The sequence below is a fragment of the Pseudomonas entomophila genome, from assembly GCF_018417595.1.
Taxonomy (GTDB): domain Bacteria; phylum Pseudomonadota; class Gammaproteobacteria; order Pseudomonadales; family Pseudomonadaceae; genus Aquipseudomonas; species Aquipseudomonas entomophila_C.
The window spans coordinates 2,011,193-2,037,938 of sequence record NZ_CP070982.1; the positions used below are offsets into that span (position 1 = coordinate 2,011,193).

The 26,746-nt window shown below is 63.3% G+C and carries 24 protein-coding genes and 4 tRNA genes; 16 read left to right on the forward strand and 12 right to left on the reverse strand.

Annotated features, from left to right (window positions below; genetic code table 11):
• Positions 1 to 167: 167 nt before the first annotated feature.
• A complete protein-coding gene (locus tag JYG34_RS08890; protein ID WP_434011698.1) occupies positions 168 to 1,277 on the forward strand; it encodes a methyl-accepting chemotaxis protein in 1,110 nt (369 codons plus the stop codon).
• Positions 1,278 to 1,289: 12 nt separating this feature from the next.
• Positions 1,290 to 2,978, forward strand: a complete 1,689-nt coding sequence (locus tag JYG34_RS08895; protein WP_213660350.1) for a putative bifunctional diguanylate cyclase/phosphodiesterase — start codon at positions 1,290 to 1,292, stop codon at positions 2,976 to 2,978.
• A gap of 155 nt (positions 2,979 to 3,133) precedes the next feature.
• Here the strand turns inward: JYG34_RS08895 and JYG34_RS08900 are convergent, their stop codons facing one another.
• From JYG34_RS08900 to folD, 8 genes are all read right to left on the reverse strand, one after another.
• On the reverse strand, positions 3,134 to 3,625 hold the full coding sequence (locus JYG34_RS08900) for an Lrp/AsnC family transcriptional regulator (protein ID WP_213660351.1): 492 nt from the start codon (positions 3,623 to 3,625) through the stop codon (positions 3,134 to 3,136).
• 13 nt (positions 3,626 to 3,638) lie between these two features.
• Complete coding sequence (locus JYG34_RS08905; protein WP_249746231.1) at positions 3,639 to 4,457, reverse strand: ABC transporter ATP-binding protein; 819 nt, start codon at positions 4,455 to 4,457, stop codon at positions 3,639 to 3,641.
• 4 nt (positions 4,458 to 4,461) lie between these two features.
• Positions 4,462 to 5,175 carry a histidine ABC transporter permease HisM gene (gene hisM, locus JYG34_RS08910; protein WP_213660352.1) on the reverse strand — a complete coding sequence of 238 codons (714 nt, stop codon included), beginning with the start codon at positions 5,173 to 5,175 and terminating at the stop codon, positions 4,462 to 4,464.
• Positions 5,172 to 5,879, reverse strand: coding sequence for an ABC transporter permease (locus tag JYG34_RS08915; protein WP_213660353.1), 708 nt, complete (start codon positions 5,877 to 5,879; stop codon positions 5,172 to 5,174). Before JYG34_RS08915 ends, hisM begins: the two co-directional genes overlap by 4 nt.
• A gap of 116 nt (positions 5,880 to 5,995) precedes the next feature.
• Positions 5,996 to 6,778 (reverse strand): ABC transporter substrate-binding protein, encoded by a 783-nt coding sequence (locus JYG34_RS08920; RefSeq protein ID WP_213660354.1) that lies wholly within the window; start codon positions 6,776 to 6,778, stop codon positions 5,996 to 5,998.
• Between the two features lie 364 nt (positions 6,779 to 7,142).
• Positions 7,143 to 8,189 (reverse strand): ornithine cyclodeaminase, encoded by a 1,047-nt coding sequence (locus tag JYG34_RS08925; RefSeq protein ID WP_213660355.1) that lies wholly within the window; start codon positions 8,187 to 8,189, stop codon positions 7,143 to 7,145.
• Positions 8,190 to 8,208: 19 nt separating this feature from the next.
• Positions 8,209 to 9,126, reverse strand: coding sequence for a citrulline utilization hydrolase CtlX (gene ctlX / locus JYG34_RS08930; RefSeq protein WP_213660356.1), 918 nt, complete (start codon positions 9,124 to 9,126; stop codon positions 8,209 to 8,211).
• A gap of 210 nt (positions 9,127 to 9,336) precedes the next feature.
• Positions 9,337 to 10,191 carry a bifunctional methylenetetrahydrofolate dehydrogenase/methenyltetrahydrofolate cyclohydrolase FolD gene (folD, locus tag JYG34_RS08935; protein WP_213660357.1) on the reverse strand — a complete coding sequence of 285 codons (855 nt, stop codon included), beginning with the start codon at positions 10,189 to 10,191 and terminating at the stop codon, positions 9,337 to 9,339.
• A gap of 252 nt (positions 10,192 to 10,443) precedes the next feature.
• Between folD and JYG34_RS08940 the strand changes: the two genes are divergently transcribed.
• The 11 genes from JYG34_RS08940 (at position 10,444) to JYG34_RS08990 (ending at position 20,439) form a co-directional block, all read left to right on the forward strand.
• A tRNA-Arg gene (locus JYG34_RS08940) sits at positions 10,444 to 10,520 on the forward strand.
• Between the two features lie 35 nt (positions 10,521 to 10,555).
• Positions 10,556 to 10,631 (forward strand) — tRNA-His (locus tag JYG34_RS08945).
• 56 nt (positions 10,632 to 10,687) lie between these two features.
• Positions 10,688 to 10,772 (forward strand) — tRNA-Leu (locus tag JYG34_RS08950).
• Positions 10,773 to 10,808: 36 nt separating this feature from the next.
• Positions 10,809 to 10,884 (forward strand) — tRNA-His (locus tag JYG34_RS08955).
• A 450-nt stretch (positions 10,885 to 11,334) separates the two neighbouring features.
• Positions 11,335 to 11,634 carry a DUF6388 family protein gene (locus tag JYG34_RS08960; protein WP_213660358.1) on the forward strand — a complete coding sequence of 100 codons (300 nt, stop codon included), beginning with the start codon at positions 11,335 to 11,337 and terminating at the stop codon, positions 11,632 to 11,634.
• Positions 11,635 to 11,984: 350 nt separating this feature from the next.
• Positions 11,985 to 13,298 carry a trigger factor gene (gene tig, locus JYG34_RS08965; protein WP_213660359.1) on the forward strand — a complete coding sequence of 438 codons (1,314 nt, stop codon included), beginning with the start codon at positions 11,985 to 11,987 and terminating at the stop codon, positions 13,296 to 13,298.
• Between the two features lie 90 nt (positions 13,299 to 13,388).
• Positions 13,389 to 14,030 carry an ATP-dependent Clp endopeptidase proteolytic subunit ClpP gene (gene clpP / locus JYG34_RS08970; protein ID WP_011533114.1) on the forward strand — a complete coding sequence of 214 codons (642 nt, stop codon included), beginning with the start codon at positions 13,389 to 13,391 and terminating at the stop codon, positions 14,028 to 14,030.
• Positions 14,031 to 14,138: 108 nt separating this feature from the next.
• Entirely contained in the window at positions 14,139 to 15,422 is a 1,284-nt protein-coding gene (clpX, locus tag JYG34_RS08975; protein ID WP_044487893.1) for an ATP-dependent Clp protease ATP-binding subunit ClpX, read from the forward strand.
• A 155-nt stretch (positions 15,423 to 15,577) separates the two neighbouring features.
• Positions 15,578 to 17,974 carry an endopeptidase La gene (gene lon, locus JYG34_RS08980; RefSeq protein WP_213660360.1) on the forward strand — a complete coding sequence of 799 codons (2,397 nt, stop codon included), beginning with the start codon at positions 15,578 to 15,580 and terminating at the stop codon, positions 17,972 to 17,974.
• Between the two features lie 152 nt (positions 17,975 to 18,126).
• Positions 18,127 to 18,399: a nucleoid-associated protein HU-beta gene (gene hupB / locus JYG34_RS08985; protein WP_011533117.1), complete on the forward strand. Its 273-nt coding sequence runs from the start codon at positions 18,127 to 18,129 to the stop codon at positions 18,397 to 18,399.
• 180 nt (positions 18,400 to 18,579) lie between these two features.
• Positions 18,580 to 20,439 (forward strand): SurA N-terminal domain-containing protein, encoded by a 1,860-nt coding sequence (locus JYG34_RS08990; protein ID WP_213660361.1) that lies wholly within the window; start codon positions 18,580 to 18,582, stop codon positions 20,437 to 20,439.
• Positions 20,440 to 20,611: 172 nt separating this feature from the next.
• Here JYG34_RS08990 and JYG34_RS08995 read toward each other — a convergent pair whose 3' ends face one another.
• Positions 20,612 to 21,652, reverse strand: coding sequence for a patatin-like phospholipase family protein (locus JYG34_RS08995; RefSeq protein WP_213660362.1), 1,041 nt, complete (start codon positions 21,650 to 21,652; stop codon positions 20,612 to 20,614).
• A 157-nt stretch (positions 21,653 to 21,809) separates the two neighbouring features.
• Between JYG34_RS08995 and JYG34_RS09000 the strand changes: the two genes are divergently transcribed.
• The 3 genes from JYG34_RS09000 (at position 21,810) to JYG34_RS09010 (ending at position 23,741) form a co-directional block, all read left to right on the forward strand.
• The gene (locus tag JYG34_RS09000; protein ID WP_011533120.1) at positions 21,810 to 22,088 is read left to right on the forward strand and encodes a hypothetical protein; all 279 of its coding nucleotides are present in this window, start codon (positions 21,810 to 21,812) and stop codon (positions 22,086 to 22,088) included.
• Between the two features lie 15 nt (positions 22,089 to 22,103).
• On the forward strand, positions 22,104 to 22,862 hold the full coding sequence (locus JYG34_RS09005; protein WP_213660363.1) for a CHAD domain-containing protein: 759 nt from the start codon (positions 22,104 to 22,106) through the stop codon (positions 22,860 to 22,862).
• An 81-nt stretch (positions 22,863 to 22,943) separates the two neighbouring features.
• Positions 22,944 to 23,741 (forward strand): acyl-CoA thioesterase, encoded by a 798-nt coding sequence (locus JYG34_RS09010; protein ID WP_213660364.1) that lies wholly within the window; start codon positions 22,944 to 22,946, stop codon positions 23,739 to 23,741.
• Positions 23,742 to 23,858: 117 nt separating this feature from the next.
• Here JYG34_RS09010 and JYG34_RS09015 read toward each other — a convergent pair whose 3' ends face one another.
• The 3 genes from JYG34_RS09015 to JYG34_RS09025 form a co-directional block, all read right to left on the reverse strand.
• Positions 23,859 to 24,227 (reverse strand): Mpo1-like protein, encoded by a 369-nt coding sequence (locus tag JYG34_RS09015; RefSeq protein ID WP_213660365.1) that lies wholly within the window; start codon positions 24,225 to 24,227, stop codon positions 23,859 to 23,861.
• Positions 24,228 to 24,315: 88 nt separating this feature from the next.
• Positions 24,316 to 25,794, reverse strand: a complete 1,479-nt coding sequence (locus tag JYG34_RS09020; RefSeq protein WP_213660366.1) for a methyl-accepting chemotaxis protein — start codon at positions 25,792 to 25,794, stop codon at positions 24,316 to 24,318.
• A gap of 86 nt (positions 25,795 to 25,880) precedes the next feature.
• Complete coding sequence (locus tag JYG34_RS09025) at positions 25,881 to 26,687, reverse strand: TatD family hydrolase (protein WP_213660367.1); 807 nt, start codon at positions 26,685 to 26,687, stop codon at positions 25,881 to 25,883.
• Between the last annotated feature and the right edge of the window lie 59 nt (positions 26,688 to 26,746).

Consider the following 26,746-nt stretch of genomic DNA (forward strand, 5'->3'; position numbering starts at 1 on the left):
CCTACGTCACGCCGATCCTGGAGCAGGGCCGGGTGGTCGGCTACGAGTCGGTGCGCGTGCGCCCCAGCCGCGAGCAGATCACCCGGGCCGAAGCGTTGTATGCGCGATTGCGCGCGGGCAAGGCGGCGCTGTCACCGGCCCACCGCCTGGCCCTGCTGGCACGCGGCATGACCCTGCCGTTGCTCGGCGGCGCGCTGGCCATTGGCGTGAATCAGCTGTGGCCGGGCCTGGTGGCTCAAGGCCTGACCCTGGCACTGTTCGCCGCTGTCGGAGCCTGGGCGCAAAGCCGGATTGGCCGTCACCTGCGACGCATCGCGGATGGCGCGGGCAACACCTTCAGCGACCCGGTCGCGGCGCTGACCTACAGCGACCTGCCGGGCGCCGCCGGCCAGCTGGAGCTGATCCTGATCAGCGAGGAGGCGCGCCTGAAGACCGCGCTGACCCGCCTCAGCGACCTGGCCGCGCAGATGGCCGAGGCCGCCCTGGATGCCGGGCGCTTGTCCCGCGGTACCGAGTCAGCCTTGCTCGAGCAGCGCGCCGAGACCGACCTGACCGCTACCGCCATGACCGAAATGGCGGCCTCCATCGGCGAGGTCGCCGGCCACGTGCAACTGACGGCGCAGGAGGCGCACACCGCGCACCTGCTCGCCGAGCAGGGCAGCCAGGTCGCCGATGCCAGCGGCGCGGCGATCCGCGACCTGGCCGGCACGGTCGGGCAGATCAACCAGGCGGTCAACGACCTGGCCGGTCAGACCGGTGATATCGCCGAGGCTGCCGGGATGATCCGCGCCATTGCCGAGCAGACCAACCTGTTGGCGCTCAATGCCGCGATCGAGGCGGCGCGGGCCGGCGAGCAGGGGCGCGGTTTCGCCGTGGTCGCCGACGAGGTGCGCGCACTGGCGGACAAGACCCGCCAGTCCACCCTGCATATCCAGGCGATCATCGACAGCCTGCGCAGCGGCGCCGGGCAGGCGGTGAGCATCGCCAGCCAGGGCCTCGAAGGCGCGGAGCAGGGGGTCACCCAGGTGGCCCAGGCGCAGCAGGCGCTGCAAGGCATCCGCCAGGCCGTGTTGCGCATCAGCGACATGAGCCAGCAGATGGCGGCGGCTTCCCAGGAACAGTCGGCGGTGGCCGAGGATGTCTCGCGGCAGATCAACGGCGTGGCCGGTACGGTGCAGCAGAGCGCCCGGCGGGCCAACGCCGCCGCTTCCCGCGGGGCCGAGCTCGAGCAGGTCTGCGCCGGATTGCGCGCCCTGGTGGAGCGCTTCAACCGCTAGGGCGGGCAACTTATGGATGATATCTATCGCGCGGCCGTGGATGCGGCCGCGATCTTTTCCGAGACCGACCTGCGCGGGCGTATCACCTACGTCAACCAGCAGTTCTGCAGTATCTCCGGCTACAGCCGCGAGGAACTGCTGGGCGCCAACCACCGTATTCTCAACTCCGGGCTGCACGAGCCGGCGTTCTTCCTCGACATGTGGAGCGCCCTGGCGGCCGGTCGGGTGTGGAAGGGCGAGATCTGCAACCGCGCCAAGGATGGCTCGCTCTACTGGGTCGACAGCACCATGGTGCCGCTGGTCGACCCGCATACCGGCCAAGTGCGCAAGTACGTGTCGATCCGCTTCGATGTCACCGAGAAGCGCCAGCTGCTGCACACCTTGCAGTGGCGTGTCGGGCACGACGTGCTGACCGGGCTGCCCAACCGCGCGTACTTGTCCGACCTGCTCAACCAGGCCCTGGCATTTTCGCGCCGCGAGCGCATCCCGCTGGCGGTGTGCATGCTCGACCTGGATGGTTTCAAGGCGGTCAACGATGGCTATGGCCACGCCACCGGCGACCTGTTGCTGGTCGAAGTGGCGCAACGCCTGCAGGGCATCCTGCGCGGCGGTGACGCAGTGGCGCGGCTGTCGGGCGACGAGTTCGTGCTGATCCTGCGCCACATCGAGGGCCCCCGCCAGTTGCATGCCGCATTGCAACGGGTGCTGCTGTCGCTGGCGGCCCCCTACGTGGTCCGTGAACACGCCCTGACCCTCAGCGCGAGTATCGGCGTGACCCTGTTCCCCCAGGACGACGAGGACGCCGACACCCTGGTGCGTCACGCCGACCAGGCGATGTACGTGGCCAAGCAGCAAGGGCGCAACCGCTACCACCTGTTCGACGTGTCCCAGGAGCAGGAGCTCAAGGCCACGCACCAGACCGTGGCGCGCGTGCGCCAGGCCATGCGCCAGGGTGAACTGTGCCTGCACTACCAACCGAAAGTGAACATGCGCAGCGGGCAGGTGATCGGTTTCGAGGCGTTGTTGCGCTGGATGCACCCCACGAAAGGGCCGGTGCCACCGGGCGAGTTCCTGCCGTTGGTGGAGCAGACCGACCTGATCGTCGAATTGGGCGAGTGGGTTATCGAACAAGCGCTGGTGCAGCTGGGGCAATGGCGGGAGGAAGGGCGGGGATGGTCCCTGAGTGTCAACATCGCCGCCCGCCAGTTGCAGCGTGGCGACTTTTCCGAGCGTCTGGCGCAGCTCCTCGAGCGTCACCCTGGCGTGGACCCGGCGCAGCTGGACCTTGAGATCGTCGAGTCGGTGGCCATCGACAACCTGGCGCGGGTCGGCCACTGCCTGGATGCCTGCCGGGCACTCGGTGTGCGCTTCTCGCTGGACGACTTCGGCACGGGCTACTCATCGCTGAGCTACCTCAAGCGCTTGCCCGCGCAGACCATCAAGATCGACAAGTCGTTCGTGCGCGACATCCTGCACGACCATGACGACCTGGCCCTCACCGGTGCGGTGATCGGCCTGGCGCGTGCGTTCGGCCGGGAAGTGATCGCCGAAGGGGTGGAAACCATCGAGCACGGGCGGGTGTTGATGGGGTTGGGATGCGAGCTCGCCCAGGGCTATGGCATTGCGCGGCCTATGCCGGCAGGTGAGGTGGTCGAGTGGGTGGCAGGCTATCACCAGCCCTCGGAGTGGCTGGCCGGTTGAGGTGATGGGCGGCCATGCGCCCCTCCGCCAGCGTGTAGGTCAGCGTTGCCTGCAAAGCCGTCTCAGCGTTGCGCCGGGTGGCACCTGAGGCGTCGAGCAGCGAGCCTCGCGCTGCCCGCCCGGCATGGATAGCACCCGGCGGGCAGCGTGGAGGTTCAAGCCAGGGGCGCCGTACTTTTGACCGCCGCCAGCTCCGGATGGGCGACCAGCTTGTCGATGTGCAACTCGTCGTTGTTCATCCAGGTCTCGGTCAGTACCCGGTAATGCTCCATGTCGCGGCAGCGCATGCGCAGGCTGTAGTCGAAATGGCCACTGATCAGCTGGCATTCGTACACCTGCGGGCAGGCCCGCACGGTGGCTTCGAAGGCCTTCTGCGCGGAGCGTCCGCTCTGGTTGGACAGCGCCACCAGCACCAGCAACGACAGGCCGGGCGAGACCTGTTGCAGGTCGATGATCGCCCCATAGCCGCGGATAACGCCGCGCCGTTCCAGCTTGCGCACCCGTTCCAGGCAGGGCCTGGGCGTCAGGTGCACGAGGGTGGAGAGCTTTTCATAGGTGATCCTTCCCTGGTGGCGCAGCACGTCGATGATGGCTTCATCGATGCGATCCAGTGGTGCGACTGCGGTGCTAGTGGCCTTGGTATCCATATGCGGCGTGACTTCACTTGAGGCGGTTGGAGAGGAACTGCCGCAGGCGCTCGCTCTGTGGCCGGTCGAGGATCTCGGCGCTGCCGTGCTCTTCGACCAGGCCCTGGTGCAGGAACAGCACCTGGCTCGACACCTGGCGGGCGAACCCCATTTCATGGGTGACCATGAGCATGGTACGTCCTTCCTCGGCGAGCGTCTGTATCACCTTGAGCACTTCGCCGACCAGCTCCGGGTCGAGGGCCGAGGTGGGCTCGTCGAAGAGGATGATCTCCGGCTCCATGGCCAGCGCCCGGGCAATGGCCACGCGTTGTTGCTGGCCGCCGGAGAGGAATGCCGGGTACTGCTCGGCGGCGCGCGCCGGCAGGCCGACCTTGTCCAGGTACTTGCGGGCACGGGCCTCGGCTTCGCCGGCGCTGACGCCCAGCACCTTGCGCGGCGCCAGGCAGATGTTCTCCAGCACCGTGAGGTGGCTCCACAGGTTGAAGTGCTGGAACACCATGGCCAGGCGCGTGCGCAAGTTCTGCAACTGGGCTGGTGGCGGGGTGCGGGTGCCGGGGTGTATCTCCAGCGTCTGGCCGTCGAGGGTGATGCTGCCGGCGTCGGGCTGCTCGAGGAAGTTGATGCAGCGCAGGAAGGTGCTCTTGCCCGAGCCGCTGGCGCCGATCAGGCTGATCACGTCGCCCTTGCGTGCTTGTAGCGAGACGCCCTTGAGCACCTGGTGTTCGCCATAGTGCTTGTGCAGGCCCTCGACGCTGAGCTTGATGGCGCCGGCATGGGCGCGTTCTGCCGGGGCCTGTTCGAAGGTGTTGAGTGGCAGTGCGGTAGCAGTCATGAAATCAGCCTCGGGCAGGGACAAGGAAGCGCATCCAGCGGCGCTCGGCCAGTCGGAACAGGCCGACCAGGGCGAAGGACAGCAGCATGTAGAGCAGGGCGGCCACACCGAAGGCCTGGAAAGTCAGAAAGGTCGCGGCGTTGGCGTCGCGGGCCACCTTGAGGATGTCGGCGACGGTGGCGGTGAAGGCCAGCGAGGTGGCGTGCAGCATCAGGATCAGTTCGTTGCTGTAGGCCGGCAGCGAGCGGCGCAGGGCGGCGGGCAGCACCAGGAACAGGTTGAGCTTCCAGCCCTTCAGGCCATAGGCCAGGGCGGCTTCCAGCTCACCAGCCGGCAGGTTGCGGATGGCCCCGGCGAAGATCTCCACGGTGTAGGCGCAAGTGTTGAGCACGAATGCCAGCAGCGTGCAGTTGAGTGCGTTACGGAAGAACTGGTCGAGCAGGGCGTGCTCGCGTACCACCTGAAGGCTATAGAGGCCGGTGTAGCAGATCAGCAACTGGATATAGAGCGGTGTGCCGCGGAACACGAAGGTGTACAACTGCACCGGCAGGCGCAGCCAGGTGTTGCGCGACGCCCGGGCCAGGGAGAGGGGCAGCGAGAGTGCCAGGCCCAGGACCATGCTGGCGACGAACAGCCAGAGGGTCATGGCCAGCCCCGACAGGCCGTTGCCGTCGCTGTACAGGTAGGCCAGGCCATATTCCTGAAGGAGATCGATCATCGCGCCAGCTCCTTGATGCCGATGTTGTAGCGCCGCTCAAGGTAAGTGAGCAGGCGGTTGGAGAGGGTGGTGATGAGCAGGTAGACCAGCCCGGCCAGGCTCAGGAAGAACAGCACGTCGTTGGTGGTCTTGCCGGCGTTCTGCGCGGCCTTGACCAGGTCGGCAAGGCCGATGATCGACACCAGTGCGGTGGACTTGAGCAGCACCAGCCAGTTGTTGCCCAGCCCCGGCAGGGCGAAGCGCATCAGTTGCGGGAACAGCACCAGGCGAAAGCGCTGGGCGCGGCTCAGGCCATAGGCGGTGGCCGCCTCCAGCTGTCCGGCCGGCACGCTGAGGATGGCGCCGCGGAAGTTCTCGGTGAAGTAGGCGCCATAGATGAAACCAAGGGTGATCACCCCGGCGCCGAACGGGTCGATCTCCACGTAGTCCCAGCCCAGCACCTCGGTCAGATCGTTGAGCCAGATCTGCATGCTGTAGAAGATCAGCAGGATCAGTACCAGGTCGGGGACGCTGCGGATCAGCGTGGTGTAGAGGGTGGCCGGGAGGCGCAGCAGCGGTGAGCGGGACAACTTGGCGCTGGCGCCGAGCAGGCCGAGCAGCAGGCTCAGGGCCAGTGACAGCAGGGCCAGCTTGACGGTCATCCAGGTGCCTTGGGCCAGCAGCGGGCCGAAACCTTGCAGGCCGCTTGTGAGGAAGTCGTGCATGACGGGGTCTCGCGGTGGGTTCTTCGCGGGCAAGCCCGCTCCCACAGGATGTGTGCAGGCCAGAGGCTTTGATTACCTGTGGGAGCGGGCTCGCCCACGAAGAGGCCGGTGGGAACTCACTCGTTGTAGATGTCCAGTTCGCCGACGTACTTCTTCTGGATCTCGGCGTAGGTGCCATCGGCATGGATCAGGGCGATGCCCTTGTCGAGCAGGGCCTTGAGCTCCGGGTCGGTCTTGCGCAAGCCCATGGCGATGTCCAGCGGCAGGGTTGGGTCCTTGATTGCCGGGCCGCTCTTGAAGTCGGCACCTTCAGGCTTGGAGAGGAAGTTGAGCTGGGCCTCGAGCTTGTCGGTGACGGTAGCGTCGAGGCGCCCGTTCATCAGGTCTGCGTAGTTCTGGTCCTGGGCTTGATAGGCCTTTACCTGCGCGCCCAGCGGCGCCAGCACGGCGCGAGCGTAGGCTTCCTGCAGCGAGCCCTGCAGCACGCCGACCTGCTTGCCCTTGAGCGACTCGACCGTGTCGCCGAAATCGGCGGACTTGCGCACGATCACCGAGGTCGGGCTGAGGAACAGTTTGTGTGTGAAGTCGATCTGTTTCAGGCGCGCCGGGGTGACCGCCATCGACGACATGATGGCGTCGAACTTGCGCGCACGCAGGGCGGGGATCATGCCGTCGAATTCGTTGTGCACCCAGGTGCATTTGACCTGCAGTTTCAAGCAGATGGCGTTGCCCAGCTCGATGTCGAAGCCTTGCAGGCTGCCATCGGCGGCGACGGATTCGAAGGGGGGATATTCGGGGTAGACGCCGAAGCGGATCTCGGTCCACTCCTTGGCGTGGGAAACGGTGGTGGCGCACAACGAGAACAGCAGCACGCCGAGGCGTTTTCGCATGGAGAGCATGGTCTTGGGTCCCTGGGTGTTGTTATTGGTAGTAGGGCGATTACCGCGTGTAGGTCCGTCGGTGACTCATGGGTCGGGCTCAGGATGCGCGAGATAGACCGGTTTTTTGTGTCGTTTGCTAGCGCGCTGGGTGCCGGAATCGGCTGTTAGGTTCCTCGTGGCAGCAGAATCGGCTGTTCCGACAAAGATTTATGGAAGTGCGACAGCGGATTCCGCGTGTCACGCGCGCCCTGCCGACCACCGTATTAACTCATTGATCTGGCGCGACCTCCGTAGGAGCGGCTTTAGCCGCGATCACTCGCGAAGCGGGTGCCAGGCACCGCGTCGCCTGCATCGCGGCTAAAGCCGCTCCTACAGGGGGCAATCAGGCTGCGTTGGCTTTGGCTCGTGCCGAGACGGGCCGCAGCAAGGCGAACAGGTCTTTCGGGTTCTCAAGCGCTGGCACCAGCGCGATGTCATGCCCGATATCCAGCGCCCGGGCCACATCCAGCACATAGCGCAGCGCCGAATAGTCCTCAAGGGCGAAGCCGACCGAGTCGAACAGCGTGACCTGATCGGCGCTTTCACGTCCTGCGGCACGCCCTTCGACGACCTCCCAGAATTCGGTGGTCGGCGAGTCGCTTGGCATCTGCTGGATCTCGCCCTCGATACGGCTTTGTGGCTCGTACTCGACGATCACCCGTGCACGCTCGACGATGTCGCGGTGCAGCTCGGTCTTGCCCGGGCAGTCGCCGCCGACCGCATTGAGGTGCATGCCTGGCTCGATCATCCCCGGGGTGAGGATGGTGGCGTAGGCCTTGTCGGCGGTCACCGTGGTGACGATGTCGGCGCCGCGCACCGCTTCGGCGACGTCAGTGGCGATGGTCAACTTCAGTTGTGGATAGCCGGCCAGGTTGGCGGCCAGTTTCTCGCTCGCCGCACGGTCGATGTCGAACAGGCGGATCTCGTCGATGCCCAGCATCGTGTGGAAGGCAATCGCCTGGAATTCGCTTTGCGAGCCGTTGCCGATCAGTGCCATGCGCTTGCTGTCCGGGCGCGCCAGGTAGCGGGCGGCCAGGGCCGAGGTGGCGGCGGTGCGGATCGCGGTGGTCAGGGTCATCTCGCTGAGCAGCACCGGCGCGCCGGTGTCGACATCGCCCAGGGCACCGAAGGCCATTACCGTGAGCAGGCCGTTGTGGGTGTTCTTCGGATGCCCGTTGACGTACTTGAAGGCGTACAGGTTGGCATCGGACACCGGCATCAGCTCGATCACCCCGTCGGGCGAATGGTTGGCCAGGCGCGCGCACTTCTCGAAGTCGTGCCAGCGCAGGTAGTCCTGGCGGATGTACTCGGCCATTTCCTCGAGGCAGGTGGGCAGGCCCTTGCGGTTGACCAGGCGGGCGAGGTCTTGCACGTCGATATAGCGGGTCATGGTGAGGCTCCTTTTCAAGTCAGTGGCGCGAGGGCAGGTGGACTTCGGCGAGCATGCAGCGCGCGCTGCCGCCACCGATGCGTTCGATATGGTCGATATTCACCACCACGGGATGGCTGTGCTGTTCCACCTGGCGGCGTTGCCGCGGTTCCAGCGAACGCCAGGCGCTGCGTGACATCACCAGCAGCGACCGACCGTCGCGGTCGTGGACTTCGAGCATGTTGCCGGCGAAGTTCTCCAACTGCTCGAAGGTCAACGCCAGCACCTGCTTGCCGGTATCACGCAGCGAATGTTCGAGGGTGCGGCGTTCCGTGGCGTGGGGCAGGGCGTCGAGGCAGGCTACGGCCAGCTGGCGGCCGACGTTCATCATCACGTTGCTGTGGTAGATGGGGGCGTGCTGGCGGTCGACGGCGTGGAACAGGCACAGGCGGTAGTCGAGCTGTTCGGCGAACTGGCGCAGGGCATGTTCGTGGGTGCGCCCGGAGTGGCAGGCATAGCTGATGCGGTGCTCACGGTCGAGCACCATGCTGCCGGTGCCTTCGAGGAACAGATTCTGCTGTTCCAGCGGGCTCAGGTCGACGGTGCGCTGGATGGCAAAACGCTCCTCCAGTACGCGCAACGCACCCTTGTCGCGTTCCAGGCGGCGATTGCGGCCTTCCATCGGGTAGAGCACCAGGCTGCCGTCGGCGTGGCTGCTCCACCAGTTATTGGGGAAGATCGAATCCGGCGTGTGAGGCTCAGGCGTATCCTGCACCACCAGCACCTCGACACCGTGCTGGCGCAGGGTTTCGACGTAGCCGTCGAATTCCTCCAGGGCCTTCTCGCTTGCGGTCGCCGGGTCCAGTGGTGCTTGCTGGAAACGATTGTTGAGCGCGGTGTCCGGGTTGAAGGTGAACCGCGCGGGGCGAATCATGAGGACGGTATTTGTTGTTTGCATTGGGCACGCATCCACAGGTGGGCTGTGTGACCATTGTGGGTGGGTGAGCGGTGAAATCCCGGCTGAAGCGGGTGGGGTGGGCAGCGGGACCAGCTGAAATGGCTTGTTTGCCAGCCGAATCGGCTGAGGCCGCAGGAAATGCTTTCATCCTCGTGGGCAAATGAAAACGGCGCCTCGAAGGGCGCCGTTTCACTTCATTGCCGGAACAACTTACTTATGCAGCTCTTCGGCGGCATACAAGGTGTTCTCCAGCAGGCACGCGCGGGTCATCGGGCCCACGCCGCCCGGCACCGGGGTGATCCAGCCGGCGCGGGGCAGAGCCGTCTCGTAGACCACGTCGCCCACCAGCTTGCCGTCTTCCTGGCGGTTGATGCCGACGTCGATGACGATGGCGCCTTCCTTGATCCACTCGCCCTTGACCAGGCCCGGCTTGCCGGCAGCGACCACCACCAGGTCGGCACGGCCGACATGGCCGGCCAGGTCCTTGGTGAAGCGGTGGCAGACGGTCACGGTGCAGCCGGCCAGCAGCAGTTCCATGGCCATGGGGCGGCCGACGATGTTCGAAGCGCCGACGATCACCGCGTTCATCCCGTACAGATCCTGGCCGGTGCTTTCCAGCAGGGTCATGATGCCTTTCGGGGTGCAGGGGCGCAGCAGGGGGATGCGCTGGGCCAGGCGACCGATGTTGTACGGGTGGAAGCCGTCGACGTCTTTATCCGGGCGAATGCGCTCGAGCAGCAGCGAGGCATCCAGATGTGCCGGCAGCGGCAGTTGCAGCAGGATGCCATCAACGGCCGGGTCGTCGTTGAGGCGGTCGATCAGGTCGGTCAGGGCTTGCTGCGTGGTATCGCTGGGCAGGTCGAACGCTTGCGAGATGAAGCCGACTTCTTCGCAGTCCTTGCGCTTGTGCGAGACATAGACTTGGGAGGCCGGATCGGTACCGACCAGGATCACCGCCAGGCCTGGTGTGCGCAGGCCCTGCTGGCGGCGCTCGGCGACACGTTGGGCGATCTGCTGGCGCAGGTTGGCGGCGATCGCCTTGCCATCGATAAGGTGTGCAGTCATAGACGCGTGATTAACCATCGAGAAGGGAACATGAAGAAGGCGGCATTCTCTCACGAGACGGCCCGAGGGCAAAGGCGGATGGTCGGGCAAATTCCCTAAGCCCTTCAATAAATTATATTTTTTTGAGAAAACTGTTGACGCCCTGCGGGGCCGTCTATAAGATTCGCCGCACTTGTCGGGCACTGCCTGGCACGGGTTGGCAAGGTCGGGCAGAATAAGCAGTTGGTTTGTTCGGCTTGACTGTAAGCTTAAGCGCCCGTAGCTCAGCTGGATAGAGCATCCGCCTTCTAAGCGGATGGTCGCAGGTTCGAGTCCTGCCGGGTGCGCCATTAAGGCCTGGGCAAGTAAGCAGTACCGCAATATGGTGGGCGTAGCTCAGTTGGTAGAGCGCCGGATTGTGATTCCGGTTGTCGTGGGTTCGATTCCCATCGTCCACCCCAGATTCTGCAGGGGCGCCTTGATTGAATGATCCGGCGCCTTTGTTTTTGAGTTTCATGCGGACGTGGTGAAATTGGTAGACACACTGGATTTAGGTTCCAGCGGCGCAAGCTGTAAGAGTTCGAGTCTCTTCGTCCGCACCATGTTTCTCTAAGGCTGTACCGCAACATTGCACTATGGTGGGCGTAGCTCAGTTGGTAGAGCGCTGGATTGTGATTCCAGTTGTCGTGGGTTCGATTCCCATCGTCCACCCCATATTTTAAAAGGGCGCCTCGATTTTCTGATCGGGCGCCTTTTTTGTATTTGTCTTGTATGCAAAATGCCGCTAACGCGGCATTTTTCGTTTTTGCGGTGTTGGTTGGGTGGGGCGGATTTCTGGCGCGAGCGTCATTTCGCTGGCGTCGTGCATCTCGCATGACGATGCCGCCTGGGAGAGGTGCTGCCAGGAGCGCCTGAGTAATGTTGCCCATCTGCTCGATGTGACTGCCTTACGTTGAAATCCCTCATCAGTTGATCACGCCAGCGCGTGTGGTCTGCGGCGCGCAGCGTCACAGCGTCAGATTCGACTGATTCCTGTGCGGGGCGTTTCGTCGCTCTGGTGCTCTTTATGTGGGTCGGTAGTGTTTCCTCTGGTGGCGGCAGCCTGAAAGCTGATAGATTTCAGCCGGTTGAAATACCGGTCTGGAGCCGGCAGGGGAAATACCGATGATTGCCAAAGAAGCTCGCCAGGCCCTGGCATTGCAGCGTTTTGCCGAAGCCAATCCGCAATTGCTCGAGGAGATCCGCGAGCTGGATGCGCGCGAGCAGGCTCAGCAGGTCGAATGGGCGTTCGAAGATGCGGCGCAGGAGCAGGGTGTCGAGCCCTGGGAGTACGCGCTGCAACTGATCGCCGAGTCGCCGGAGCAGTTGCAGGCCATGCGCCTGGAGACCCATCGTGAGGTGGCCGAGGCGCTGGGAATGGAATGGGAAGAGTACTGCCAGTTCAATGAGATCGATCCGCAGTAGGGTCGCTTTATTGGGGGGGCGGCGCTTGATCTGAAGATCGCTGCAAGGTCTTCGGCGAGCACGTGCCAGCCTCCACGCAAATGCTCTTGAAATTCCGAAAATAGGCCGCATATCCGCTGGCTGTGGTTTGTTTGACAAGGTTTTACGGTCGCGCGGCCTCGAATGGCCGGTGCGACCCTGATAATGAACAGCTCGACGCCACGGCGGGCGGGCCTTTCAATGAATTCGACCGGCGTGGTGTGCCGACCCTTCAGGTGGCGTGACTTCTGCGGCATGAGTCACTAGAATGTTTGCCCTTGATTCTGGAGTCGGGCTATCGCCGGCTAACGTCTGTGCAACGAGGAATATCCATGCAAGTTTCTGTTGAAAACACTTCTGCTCTCGAGCGCCGCATGACCATCGCCGTTCCGGCCGAGCGCGTCGAGAACGAAGTCAACAAGCGTCTGCAGCAGACTGCCAAGCGCGCCAAGGTTGCCGGCTTCCGTCCGGGCAAGGTGCCGATGAGCGTGATCCGCCAGCGTTTCGAAGCCGACGCCCGTCAAGAGGCTTTCGGTGACCTGGTCCAGGCTTCCTTCTACGAAGCCATCGTCGAGCAGAAGCTGAACCCGGCTGGCGCCCCTGCCGTCGAGCCAAAATCGTTCGAGAAGGGCAAGGACCTGGAGTTCGTCGCCATCTTCGAAGTCTTCCCTGAATTCACCGTTGCCGGTTTCGAGTCGATCGCCGTCGAGCGCCTGAGCGCCGAAGTGGCTGACGCCGACCTGGACAACATGCTGGAAGTCCTGCGCAAGCAGAACACCCGTTTCGAGGCTGTCGAGCGCGCTGCTGCGAACGACGACCAGGTCAACATCGACTTCGTCGGCAAGATCGACGGTGAAGCCTTCGCCGGCGGTTCGGCCAAGGGCACTCAGCTGGTGCTGGGCTCCGGCCGCATGATCCCGGGCTTCGAAGACGGCCTGGTCGGCGCCAAGGCTGGCGAAGAGCGCGTGGTCAACGTGACCTTCCCAGAGGACTACCAGAACCTGGACCTGGCTGGCAAAGCCGCTGAGTTCACCATCACCGTGAACAGCGTTTCCGCGCCTGTGCTGCCTGAGCTGAACGAAGCCTTCTTCGCCCAGTTCGGCATCAAGGAATCTTCGCTGGAAGGCTTCCGCGCCGAAGTTCGCAAGAACATGGAGCGTGAGCTGCGCCAGGCCATCAAGGCCAAGGTCAAGAACCAGGTCATGGACGGTCTGCTGGCCGCCAACCCGATCGAAGTCCCGAAAGCCCTGCTGGAAAACGAAGTCAACCGTCTGCGCGTGCAGGCTGTTCAGCAGTTCGGTGGCAACATCAAGCCTGAGCAGCTGCCGGCCGAACTGTTCGAAGAGCAAGCCAAGCGCCGCGTCGTGCTGGGCCTGATCGTCGCCGAAGTGGTCAAGCAGTTCGAGCTGAAGCCTGATGAAGCCGAAGTTCGCAAGGTGATCGAGGAAATGGCCTCGGCTTATCAAGAGCCTGAGCAGGTCGTTGCCTGGTACTACAAGAACGACCAGCAACTGAACGAAGTCCGTTCGGTTGTACTGGAAGAACAAGTTGTAGATACTGTCCTGCAGAAAGCGACTGTGACCGACAAATCGGTCTCGTACGAAGAAGCTGTCAAGCCAGCACAGGCACCTGCCGCCGCTGAGTGATAAGGCTTCTCTCGTAGGAACCCCACAAGCCAGCCTTCGCGCTGGCTTGTGTGTATTCAAGCCATGACTATTTGGGAGTGAGTGCAGGACATGTCCCGCAATTCTTATATTCAGCAGAGCTCTGACATCCAGGCCGCAGGCGGCCTGGTCCCGATGGTTATCGAGCAGTCCGCCCGTGGCGAACGCGCCTATGACATCTACTCGCGCCTCCTGAAGGAGCGGGTGATCTTCCTGGTCGGCCCCGTAGAAGACTACATGGCCAACCTGGTGGTGGCGCAACTGCTGTTCCTTGAGGCGGAAAACCCGGACAAGGATATCCATCTGTACATCAACTCGCCGGGCGGTTCGGTGACTGCCGGCATGTCGATCTACGACACCATGCAGTTCATCAAGCCGGACGTCTCGACCATCTGCATCGGCCAGGCCTGCAGCATGGGCGCCTTCCTGCTGGCGGCCGGTGCCGCCGGCAAGCGCCACTGCCTGCCCAACTCGCGGGTGATGATTCACCAACCGCTGGGTGGCTTCCAGGGCCAGGCGACCGACATCGAGATCCACGCCCAGGAAATCCTCAACATCAAGGCGCGCCTGAACGAGCTGCTGGCCCACCACACCGGCCAATCGCTGGAGACCATCAAGCGCGACACCGAGCGTGACAACTTCATGAGCGCTGCGCGCGCGGCCGAGTATGGCCTGATCGACTCGGTCTACGACAAGCGGCAACTGGCATCCTGAAGCAATGCGCCAGAGCGGGCAGGCACGGATTGTGCCTGCCCGCGGACTTGAAAAAGCCAGCGATTGCCTTCATCTTGTGTTTCAAGCCTACCGGATTGGATCGATCGAATGACTGACACCCGTAATGGCGAGGACAACGGCAAATTGCTCTATTGCTCCTTCTGCGGCAAAAGCCAGCACGAAGTACGCAAGTTGATTGCCGGCCCCTCGGTATTTATCTGCGACGAGTGCGTCGACCTGTGCAACGACATCATCCGTGAGGAGGTGCAGGAAGCCCAGGCCGAGAGCAACGCGCATAAATTACCCTCGCCGAAAGAAATCAGCGGCATCCTGGACCAGTACGTCATTGGTCAGGAGCGCGCGAAAAAGGTCCTGGCCGTAGCGGTGTACAACCACTACAAGCGCCTGAACCAGCGTGACAAGAAGGGCGACGAAGTCGAACTTGGCAAAAGCAACATCCTGCTGATCGGGCCAACCGGCTCGGGCAAGACGCTGCTCGCCGAGACGCTCGCGCGCCTGCTGAACGTACCGTTCACCATTGCCGACGCCACGACACTGACCGAAGCCGGTTATGTGGGCGAGGACGTCGAGAACATCATTCAGAAACTGCTGCAAAAGTGCGACTACGACGTGGAAAAGGCCCAGATGGGCATTGTCTACATCGATGAGATCGACAAGATCTCGCGCAAGTCGGACAACCCGTCCATCACCCGTGACGTCTCGGGCGAGGGCGTGCAGCAGGCACTGCTGAAGCTGATCGAAGGCACCGTGGCTTCCGTACCACCACAAGGTGGCCGCAAGCACCCGCAACAGGAATTCCTGCAGGTCGATACCCGCAACATCCTGTTCATTTGCGGTGGCGCCTTCTCTGGCCTGGAAAAAGTCATCCAGAACCGTTCCACCAAAGGTGGCATCGGCTTCAGCGCTGAAGTGCGCAGCAAGGAAGAAGGCAAGAAGGTTGGCGAGTCGCTGCGTGAAGTCGAGCCGGACGATCTGGTCAAGTTCGGCCTGATCCCCGAGTTCGTCGGCCGTCTGCCGGTACTGGCCACGCTGGACGAGCTGGATGAGGCTGCGCTGATGCAGATCCTCACCGAGCCGAAGAACGCGCTGACGAAGCAATACGCCAAGCTGTTCGAGATGGAAAGCGTCGACCTCGAGTTCCGCAGCGATGCGCTCAAGGCCGTGGCGCGCAAGGCTCTGGAGCGCAAGACCGGCGCCCGTGGCCTGCGTTCCATCCTCGAAGGCGTGCTGCTCGACACCATGTACGAAATTCCTTCGCAGAAGGAAGTCAGCAAGGTGGTGATCGACGAAAGCGTCATCGAAGGGACTTCGCAGCCGCTGCTGATCTACGAGAACAGCGAGCCGCAAGCCAAGGCCGCCCCCGACGCCTGATCGGGCAGGGGTGCAGCAACCAGCAAAGGGGCCTTCGGGCCCCTTTCTGCATTTCATGGACGCTGCGCTTGTAATTTCCCAAGGCTGCCCCCACATTAGCCCCAAGCACCATTTCCAAAGGTTTCCGGCCACAAGGCCGCTGTAGAGGCGAAATCATGAAGACCACCCTCGACTTGCCTCTTTTGCCATTGCGGGACGTCGTCGTCTATCCGCACATGGTCATCCCGCTGTTCGTGGGGCGTGAGAAGTCCATCGAAGCCCTCGAGGCCGCGATGACGGGCGAAAAGCAGATCCTGCTGCTGGCCCAGAAGAATCCCGCCGACGATGATCCGGGCGAAGACGCCCTGTATCGCGTCGGTACTGTCGCAACCGTGCTGCAGCTGCTCAAGCTGCCTGATGGCACCGTCAAGGTGCTGGTCGAAGGCGAGCAGCGTGGCGCGGTCGAGCGCTTCACCGAAGTCGAAGGGCACATCCGTGCCGAAGTCAGCCTGATCGACGAAACCGAGACCGCCGAGCGCGAGTCCGAGGTGTTCGTGCGCACCCTGCTGTCGCAATTCGAGCAGTACGTGCAGTTGGGCAAGAAAGTCCCGGCCGAAGTACTGTCCTCGCTCAATAGCATCGAGGAGCCAGGGCGCCTGGTCGACACCATGTCCGCTCACATGGCGTTGAAGATCGAGCAGAAGCAGGAAATCCTCGAGATCGTCGACCTGCAGGCCCGTGTCGAGCACGTGCTGGCATTGCTGGATGCCGAGATCGACCTGCTGCAGGTCGAAAAGCGCATCCGTGGCCGCGTGAAGAAGCAGATGGAGCGCAGCCAGCGCGAGTACTACCTGAATGAGCAGATGAAGGCCATTCAGAAGGAGCTCGGTGATGGCGACGAAGGTCACAACGAAGTCGAGGAGCTGAAAAAGCGTATCGATGCCGCTGGCCTGCCCAAGGACGCCCTGGCCAAGGCCCAGGCCGAGCTGAACAAGCTCAAGCAGATGTCGCCGATGTCGGCTGAAGCCACCGTTGTGCGTTCGTACCTGGACTGGCTGGTGCAGGTTCCATGGAAAGCCCAGAGCAAGGTGCGTCTGGACCTGACCAAGGCCGAAGAGATTCTCGACTCCGACCATTACGGTCTGGAAGAGGTCAAGGAGCGCATCCTCGAATATCTCGCCGTACAGAAGCGCGTGAAGAAGATCCGTGGCCCGGTATTGTGCCTGGTCGGTCCGCCCGGTGTCGGCAAGACCTCGCTGGCCGAGTCGATCGCCGCCGCCACCAACCGCAAGTTCGTGCGCATGGCCCTGGGGGGCGTGCGTGACGAGGCCGAGATCCGTGGCCACCGCCGCACCTACATCGGGTCGATGCCTGGCCGTCTGATTCAGAAGATGACCAAGGTCGGTGTACGCAATCCGCTCTTCCTGCTCGACGAGATCGACAAGATGGGCAGCGACATGCGTGGCGACCCCGCTTCGGCGCTGCTGGAGGTGCTCGACCCGGAGCAGAACCACAACTTCAACGATCACTACCTGGAAGTCGACTACGACCTCTCGGACGTGATGTTCCTGTGCACCTCGAACTCGATGAACATCCCGCCGGCGCTGCTTGACCGCATGGAAGTCATCCGCCTGCCGGGTTACACCGAGGACGAGAAGATCAACATCGCGGTCAAGTACCTGGTGCCCAAGCAGGTCAAGGCCAACGGCCTGAAAAAGGATGAGCTGGAGGTCGATGTCTCGGCGATCCGCGACATCATCCGCTTCTACACCCGCGAAGCTGGCGTGCGTGGCCTGGAACGGCAGATCGCCAAGGTCTGCCGCAAGGTGGTCAAGGAGCACACCGGCAGCAAGCAGGTGAAGGTCAAGGTGACCGGTGAACAGCTCGAGCAACTGCTGGGCGTGCGCAAGTTCCGCTACGGCCTTGCTGAACAGCAAGACCAGATCGGCCAGGTCACGGGCCTGGCCTGGACTCAGGTGGGTGGCGAGCTGCTGACCATCGAGGCCGTGGTCATTCCGGGCAAGGGCCAGTTGATCAAGACCGGCTCGCTCGGTGACGTCATGGTCGAGTCGATCACCGCCGCGCAGACGGTCGTGCGTAGTCGTGCCCAGAGCCTGGGGATCGCTGCAGACTTCCATGAGAAGCGCGACGTTCACATCCACATGCCGGAAGGGGCCACCCCCAAGGATGGCCCGAGCGCCGGCATTGGCATGTGTACCGCGCTGGTGTCCGCATTGACTCAGATTCCTGTGCGTGCGGACGTTGCCATGACCGGTGAGATCACCCTGCGTGGTCAGGTCCTGGCCATTGGTGGTCTAAAGGAAAAACTGCTGGCGGCACACCGTGGCGGGATCAAGACGGTGATCATTCCCGAGGAAAACGTTCGCGACCTCAAGGAAATTCCGGAAAACATCAAGCAGGATCTTCAGATCAAACCGGTCAAATGGATTGACGAAGTCCTCCAAATTGCGCTGCAATACGCCCCGGAGCCCTTGCCGGATGTGGCTCCGGAGATTGTCGCGAAAGATGAAAAGCGCGACGGCGATGCTAAGGAAAGAATCAGCACGCACTAGTACGTATTTCGCTGGGGGGCTTGGTTGACAGCATTTTCGGGGCCTTGCTATAAAGCGGCACGCCAGTGTCAACAGGCCACTCAGCGCTCGTTTCATAAGCTTTTCATTACATACTTAGAAACAAACTCAATAGAGAAATAAGGGGACTTAGAGTGAACAAGTCGGAACTGATTGACGCTATCGCCGCATCTGCTGACATCCCGAAAGCTGTAGCCGGCCGTGCGCTGGACGCAGTCATCGAATCCGTCACCGGCGCCCTGAAGCAAGGTGACGATGTGGTACTGGTTGGTTTCGGTACCTTCTCGGTCAAGGAGCGCGCTGAGCGCACCGGCCGCAACCCGCAAACCGGCAAGGCGATCAAGATCGCTGCCGCCAAGGTTCCAGGCTTCAAGGCTGGCAAGGGCCTGAAAGACGCTGTCAACTAAGTCGTCTCTTCAGCCGGCTCGGGCTTCAACGAGCCGACCGCGTGACGGCGGGTCGCAAACGTTCCCGCTGGCACGCTCGCTTCGAAAAGGCGCATCCACTGGATGCGCCTTTCTTCTATCAGGATTCTACCCACGCTCCGCGGTTGTCGACGCAGTGGTACAGCCGTTTCTGGGGGACGCATGCTGCAGAATATCAGGGACAATTCACAAGGTTGGATTGCCAAGACCATCATTGGCCTCATCGTCGTGCTCATGGCGTTGACCGGTTTCGAAGCCATCTTCCAAGCCGCCACCCATAGCCAGGACGCCGCCAAGGTAAACGGCCAGACCATCAGCCAGAACGAGCTGAGCCAGGCCGTCGACATGCAGCGCCGCCAGCTGATGCAACAGCTGGGCAAGGATTTCGACCCTGCGCTGCTGGACGAAAAGATGCTGCGCGAAGCCGCGCTCAAGGGGCTGATCGATCGCAAGCTGCTGTTGCAGGGCGCCGAAGACGCCAAGTTCGCTTTCTCCGAGGCCGCGCTGGATCAACTGATCCTGCAGACGCCTGAATTCCAGGTCGATGGCAAGTTCAGCGCCGAGCGCTTCGACTCGGTCATCCGTCAGATGGGCTACGGGCGCATGCAGTTCCGCGAGATGCTCGCTCAGGAAATGCTCATCGGCCAACTGCGCACCGGCCTGGCCGGCAGCAGCTTCGTTACCGACAAGCAGGTCGAAGCCTTCGCCCGTCTGGAGAAGCAGACCCGTGACTTCGCCGCGCTGACCTTCAAGGCCGACCCGGCCGCGGTCAAGGTGAGCGACGAGGAAGTCAAGGCGCACTATGACCAGCACGCCAAGGAGTTCATGACCCCGGACCAGGTGGTCATCGACTACATCGAGCTGAAGAAGTCGGCCTTCTTCGACCAGGTCAAGGTCAACGACGACGAGCTCAAGGCGCTGTACGAGAAGGAAATCGCCAACCTTGGCGAGCAGCGCCATGCTGCGCACATCCTGATCGAGGTCAACGACAAGACCACCGATGCCCAGGCCAAGGCCCGCATCGAGGAAATCCAGCAACGCCTGGAAAAAGGCGAGGACTTCGCCAAGCTGGCCAAGGAGTTCTCCCAGGACCCGGGCTCCGCCAATGCAGGCGGTGACCTCGGCTTTGCTGGCCCAGGTGTGTACGACCCGACCTTCGAGGAGGCGCTGTACAAGCTGAACAAGGATCAGGTGTCCGCTCCGGTGCGCACCCAGTTCGGCTATCACCTGGTCAAGCTGCTGGGCGTCCAGGCACCTGACGTACCGAGCTTTGCCAGCCTGAAGGACAAGCTGACCCATGAACTGAAGACCCAGCAAGTGGAGCAGCGCTTCGTCGAGGCGACCAAGCAACTCGAGGATGCGGCATTCGAGGCATCCGACCTGGTTCAGCCTGCCCAGGACCTGGGCCTGAAAGTGCAGACCTCCGCGGCGTTCGGCCGAGAAGGCGGCGAAGGTATCACCGCCAACCGTGCGGTGATCCAGGCAGCCTTCAGCGAGCAGGTGCTGGAGGAGAGCGCCAACAGCAACGGCATCGAGCTGGATCCGGAGACCGTGGTGGTATTGCGAGTCAAGGAGCACCGCAAGCCTGAACAGTTGCCGCTGGAGGCCGTGGCCAAGAACATCAGCCAGCACCTGGCCAAGGAGAAGGCGACCGCCGAACTCAAGGCCAAGGCCGACAAGCTGATTGCCGGCCTGCGTGATGGCTCGGTCAAGGCTGCCAGCCAGAGCTGGAAGGTCCAGGAAGCGGCGACCCGCGGTCAGGACGCCATCGACCCGGCCGAGCTGCAGGCGGTGTTCCGCATGGCCAAGCCCGAGTCCAAGGACAAACCCGTGTATGGCAGTGTAGTGCTGGGCGATGGCAGCCTGGTTGTGCTGCAGCTCAAGGGTGTCAACGAAGGCGCCGCCGCCACCGACGAGGAGAAGGCACAGATTCGTCGCTACCTCGCTTCGCGTGCCGGTTCGCAGGACTTCGCGGCCTACCGCAAGTTGCTTGAAGGCAGTGCTGATATCACGCGCTACTGAGTGGTGCGCTGATCACGAAACAGGCCGCCTATGCGGCCTGTTTCGTTTCCGGGTAATCATCGGGGCGCGTCATGCCCCTGTAGGAGCGGCTTTAGCCGCGATGCGGTCGACGCAGTATCTGGCACCGGCTGCGCCGGTGTTCGCAGCTGAAGCCGCTCCTGCACCTATGTGACTAGCGTCGCTGCCCTTCATGGGCATCCAGCGTATCCCGCGCAATTTCCCGCCCCAGGGCAATCAACTCCGGCGCCTTGTAGAACTCGAAAAACCGGCAGACCCGCTTGGGCACGTTGATCAGCACATCGGGTGGGTAACCCGCGATCTTGTACTGCGCCAACGACGTCTGCATCACCTCGAAACTCTGGTTGATCAGGTCGAGCAGGGAGGCCGGGCCAACGTTGTCGATAATGAAAGAGCCCGTGGCTGACTTCGGGGCGCCCTCGCTCTCCGGTGCCGCTGCCGGCTGCTGGCCTTCGGGCTCGGCGCTCTCGCCCAGCCAAGGGTTGGGGGGCGCGAGGCTCTCCACGGTGATCTCCTGTTCGATGCGCATCAATTGCTCGGCCGGCTTGCGGCGGAACGGCAGGCGCGAGCCGAGCGAGCTGATCAACGAGTCGAAACGCATCTTGAACGCTGCCGGGCGTTCGATCACTGGCAACTGGTACTGCTTCTGGTTAGTCGCATTGAGGTTGACCGCGATGATCAGGTCACAGTGGCTGGACACCACCGGAACGATCGGCAACGGGTTGAGAATGCCGCCGTCGACCAGCATCCGATTGCCCTGCACCACAGGGGTGAACAGGCTGGGGATCGCCGCCGAGGCGCGCATCGCCTGATGCAGGCACCCCTCCTGGAACCAGATTTCCTGTTGATTGGTCAGGTCGGTGGCCACCGCTGTGTAGGGAATGCGCAATTGTTCGATGTTGATTTCACCAACGATCTTGCGGATCTGCCCGAACACTTTGTCGCCCCTTATGGCGCCCAGGCGAAAGCTCACATCGACCAGGCGCAGCACGTCGAGGTAGTCCAGGCTCTCGATCCAGCTGCGGTACTCATCGAGCTTGCCGGCGGCATAGATACCGCCGATAACGGCGCCCATCGAGCAGCCGGCGATACAGCCGATTTCATAGCCGCGCCGCTCGATTTCCTCGATCACGCCGATGTGCGCGTACCCCCGTGCGCCGCCCGAGCCAAGTACCAGTGCCACGCGTTTGCTCATGATTTTCCCCCCGGGCTTGTGCCACCATGGTCCTACAATGCACCCACTGCCGCCTGTGCTTCAATGTAGCCCGCGCTGGACTACGCTGAGCAGGGCACTTTTCGTTTGCTTTGCCGTCGAACGGCCACCTATGTCTTACAGCCTTGAGGTATCACCGATGAAAGCTTGGATCACCCTTCCTCTGATTGCCCTGGCCCTGGTGGGCTGCGCGGGCAAGACGGCCTACCGTGACAGCTGCGCGACACAGCTCGATGCCGCCTGGAAGGAGTTGGACCTGGCCAAGGCCGAAGGCTTCGCCGGCACCGTCAGTTACTCCAAGGCGCTGTCATTGTTGACCGGGGCGAAGACCCAGCAGCAGTTCGAAGGCTTCGAGGGCTGCACCCGCAAAGCCGAGAAGGCACGGTTCTACATTCGTGAGTCTCGCGCCGGACGTTGATCCGAGGAGGGCGCCATGCTCGACCATGTGGTTTCCCAGGTGCTTGCCCTCAACGTACGCCTGCTGGCCTGCCGCGAGCGTCTGGCTGCGGATACCGACAGCGAGGCGCTGCACGACCTGCGCATCGCCTTGCGCCGCCTGCGCAGCTTGCTGCGGCCCTTGCGTGAACTTCCGGGTGTCGAGCAACTGGAAAGCGCCACGGCGTCGCTGGGTACGCTCACGACACCGCTACGGGATCGCGAGGTGCTGGCGGCGCAACTGATCGAGCATGGCCACCTGCAGGCGGGGCAACGTCGCCTGGAGGGCAGGGCCCGTACTTTCGCCAGTGTCGCGACAAGCCCTCAGCTCATGCGGGTGCTGGCTATCCTGGATGCGTTTCCACTGTTTCTTCGGGCGGCGGACCGTGAAGGGTTGGTGAAGAACCTCCAACGTCGCATCGACAAGCGCCTGGAAAAGCAGTGGCGCACGCTTGGCAAGGCGCTGGAGGACCCAACCCGCGATCGCCACCGCCTGCGCCTGCTGATCAAACGGGTGCGCTACGGTGACGAAGCCTACCCGCAACTCGAACATGCCCGCAGGCCCCTGCAGCGGTTGCTCAAGCGTGCGCAGGGCGACCTGGGCGACTGGCACGACCGTGTGCAGTGGTTGTTGCAGGTTCGCGAACACAGCGACCTGGTCGGCTGCAAGGTGGCCTGGGAACGCGAGCTGCATGCGGCCGAGCGCCGCTCGGACGTCACCCTCGAAGCGCTGCGCGACGCCCTGGCGCGCCGATAGTCGCTGCAAATGACCGATATGCGGGCTGTCGCCGAGGCGGCTGCTGGTTAAGATCGAGACTTTTGCGCGGGAGCCTGGGGCATGAACTTCACTGATTTGATGGCGGCGGCGCGCGCTCACCCCGAGGCGGTCAGCGTGCCGGCCAGCTGGGCGCAGGGGCGGGCGGTATTCGGAGGGCTGATGGCGGCGATGGTGCAAGAGGCGATGCGCCAGAAGCTGGTGGATGAGCGCCCGGTGCGCTCGCTGGCCATCACCTTCGTCGGCCCCGCAGCACCGGATGTGCCGATCAGTCTCGAGGTCGAAGTGCTGCGCGAGGGCAAGGCCGTCAGTACGCTGCTTGGGCGCGCGGTGCAGGATGGCCAGGTCGTGACTTTGGTGCAGGGCAGCTTCGGTGCCGGGCGCCCGTCGGCGGTGGCGGTCGAGGCGCAGACGGCCATGGCCATCAAACCGCTGGAGCAATCGGCGCCCGAGCTGCCCTATATCAAGGGTGTGACCCCCGAGTTCATGCGCCATGTGGCATTGCGCTGGGCGATTGGAGGCCTGCCGTTCAGTGGCAATGCTTCGCGGCACATGGGCGGCTGGGTACGCTTGCGCGATGTGGCCGAGGGGCCGGTGGAGGTGACGCATTTGCTCGCACTGGTCGATGCCTGGCCGCCAAGCCTGATGCCGTTCCTCAAGCAGCCTGCTGCCGGCAGTACCCTGACCTGGACCATCGAATTCATTCAGCCCATGCCCAGGCTGTCGACCCTGGACTGGTGCCGCTACGTCGTCGAGACCGAGCATGCGCGCGATGGCTACGGGCATGCCGCGGCGGCGTTGTGGACGGCGGAAGGGGAATTGCTGGCGTTGAGTCGGCAGACGGTGACCGTTTTTGCTTGAGCGCTGGTGCTCACGTCCTCAGTAGGAGCGGCTTCAGCCGCGATGCCGGCAACGCGGTGGCTGGTACCCGCTTCGCGGGTGATCGCGGCTGAAGTCGCTCCTACAGGCTTTGGCGTATCAATGCCGGTGCTTGTGCCGTTCACGCCATGCTCGCCACCAGGCTCCGCTGAGAACGAACCGCGGGAAGGTGATGAACTGCTCGGTCAACAGTCGTTGCATGGCGTCCTTGCGGTTGGCGAACGGTTCGGGCTGCTCGGCCTCCAGGCGGTGCCCCTGGCGTTGCAGGCCCAGGCCGGCAATCAGGGCGATGACACCCACGGCAATCTGCGACAGCTCCAGGGCAAATAGCCCCGACAGCACCAGCAGCGCCCCCAGGATGAACAGCGGCACGGCGATCAGGTGCAGGACCAGGTTGGTCGGGTGGCGGTGATTGTGGTGGTAGCCACGCCATTGCCAGGCGGGCAGGTTGGGCAGTCGTTTGCTCATGGACAGGTTCCTCACAAGGATGTCCAAAGCTTAGTGCGGCCCCCGGGCGGGGGCCAATCGAGGCTGGCTATGGTGGCTATAGCATGGCCTAGAGCTTGAGCTGGCCGATCGCCTTGTTCAGCTCGCCGGCCAGGGTGGCGAGTTCGCTGCTGGTGGTGGCCGAGCCCACGGTCTGCTGCACGGTTTCTTCGGTGACATCGCGGATGCTCACCACCGCACGGTTCATCTCCTCGGCGACCTGGCTCTGCTGCTCGGCCGCCACGGCGATCTGGGTATTGCTCTCACGCATCTGCGCCACCGCGCTGGTGATCTCGGCCAGGGCTTCGCCAGCCTCGCGGGCCTGCTTGACGCAATCGTCGGCCTTGTACGAACTCTCCTGCATGAAATCCACTGCGTCACGGGTGCCGGCCTGCAGGTCGGCGACCATGGTGGTGATCTCATCGGTGGAGGTTTGCACCCGTTTGGCCAGGTTGCGCACTTCGTCGGCGACCACGGCGAAACCACGGCCCAGGTCACCGGCCCGGGCCGCCTCGATGGCGGCGTTGAGGGCGAGCAGGTTGGTCTGTTCGGCGATGCTGTGGATCACCCCGACCACGCCGTTGATCTTCTGGCTGTCGTCGGCCAGCTGACGGATCATCTCGGCGGTCTGCTGCACGCCGCTGGACAGGCCGGCGATCGAGTCCTGCACGCGGCTGACCACGGCCTGGCCGCTGCCGGCGAGGGTGTCTGCGGTCTGCGACAGGTCGCGGGTGGCGCCGGCATGCTGGGCGATGTGGTGCACCGTGGCGGTCATTTCGTTGATGGCCGTGGCGGCCTGGTCGGTCTCGCTTTGCTGGCCGATCATGCCGTGGCGCACTTCGCTCATGCTGCCGGCCAGGCGCGCGGCGCCGGAGTCGAGCTGGGCGGCGGTGCGCGCCACGGTGCTGACCACGCGGTGGTAGGTGGCTTGCATGGCGTTGAACGCGCCAGCCATCTGGCCAACCTCGTCGCCGCAGGCCAGGGGTACGCGGGCCGACAGGTCGCCAGTCTTCTCGACGTGGAGCATTACGTCCTTGAGCGTATTGAGCTGGCTGAGCAGGAAGCGAATCAGCAACTGCGAGGCGCACAGCATTGCCAGCATCAGAATCAGGACGCACACCGCATAGTTGCTGAAGCGATCGAAATAGACCTGGCGCAGGCTCGGCGATTGGGCGAGGACGGCCAGGTGCTGGTCGCCCTGGCGAATCACCTGGGCGCCGAACAGAGGATTGTCGCCGAGGATCCAGGCGGAGGGCAGGGCGACCCAGCCTTGAGCGTCGCGCAGGGCCTCCAGTGGTTCGCCGGCAAAGGTGGGGGTCTGGCCGGTGCGCCAGGTGATCAGGTTGCCTTGGGCGGGCAGGGGCTGCCCGGCTGGCCAGGCGGCCAGCAGTTGGGCCTGGCTCTGCACCTGGGCCTCGACGCCGCTGGCGCGGGCCTGTTGCTCCAGATATACGGCGTAGAGCACCAGCATCAGGGTGGTGACAAACGCCACCGCGTTGACGGCCCAGAACTTGTACTTCAGGGAAATATTGCTAAGCCAGGCACCCATGGTAGGTCTTCTCTGAGTTGGCGGAAACATTATTGGCAAGGTGCCATCATTGTGCCCGCCAAGGCCAGGATCCTTCTTGATATGCGTCAAGAAACCTCAGGCAGAACAAAGAAGGCACGTGCGCAGGCCGTGGTGTGTGCCGCGGTGTGTTCGACCGTTTCACCGCGATGCAGCGCCACCTCACGCAGCACTTCGGGCAGGAAGGACGGTTCGTTGCGGCCGTTCTTCGGTTTCGGGCGCAGGCTGCGTGGCAGCAGGTACGGTGCGTCGCTTTCCAGCATCAGGCGGCCTGCCGGGATGTTGCCCACCAGCGGATGCAGGTGAGTACCGCGACGCTCATCGCAGATCCAGCCGGTGATGCCGATATGCAGGTCCAGGTCCAGGTAGGCGAACAGCGCCTGGCGCTCACCGGTAAAACAGTGCACCACGGCGGCGGGTAGTTGGTCGCGGTAGCCCTTGAGCATGGCCAGCAGGCGTTCGCTGGCGTCGCGCTCATGGAGGAATACCGGCAGGCGCAGTTCGACGGCCAAGGCCAGTTGAGCTTCCAGCGCTTTCTCCTGCTGGGGGCGAGGGGAGAAGTCGCGGTTGAAGTCCAGGCCGCATTCGCCCACGGCCCTGACCCTGGGTTGCGCGAGCAGGTCGCGCAGCTGCCGTTCGCTGTCGGCGTTCCAGTGGCTGGCGTCGTGGGGGTGCACGCCGGCGGTGCTGAACAGGCGTTGGCCGGTCTCATCCAGCTGCTGGCACAGTTCGAGTGCCGCATGGCTCACGTCCAGGCTGGTGCCGGTGAGGACCATCTGCGCCACGCCGGCCTGCACGGCGCGTTCGACGATCGCTGCTTGCTGGTCGTGAAAACTGCTGTTGGTCAGGTTGACGCCGATATCGATCAGTTGCATGTTGCTACCTCGTGCCGCGGGGCGGCCAGCATAGCAAAAACCGGAAAAACGCGGAAAAT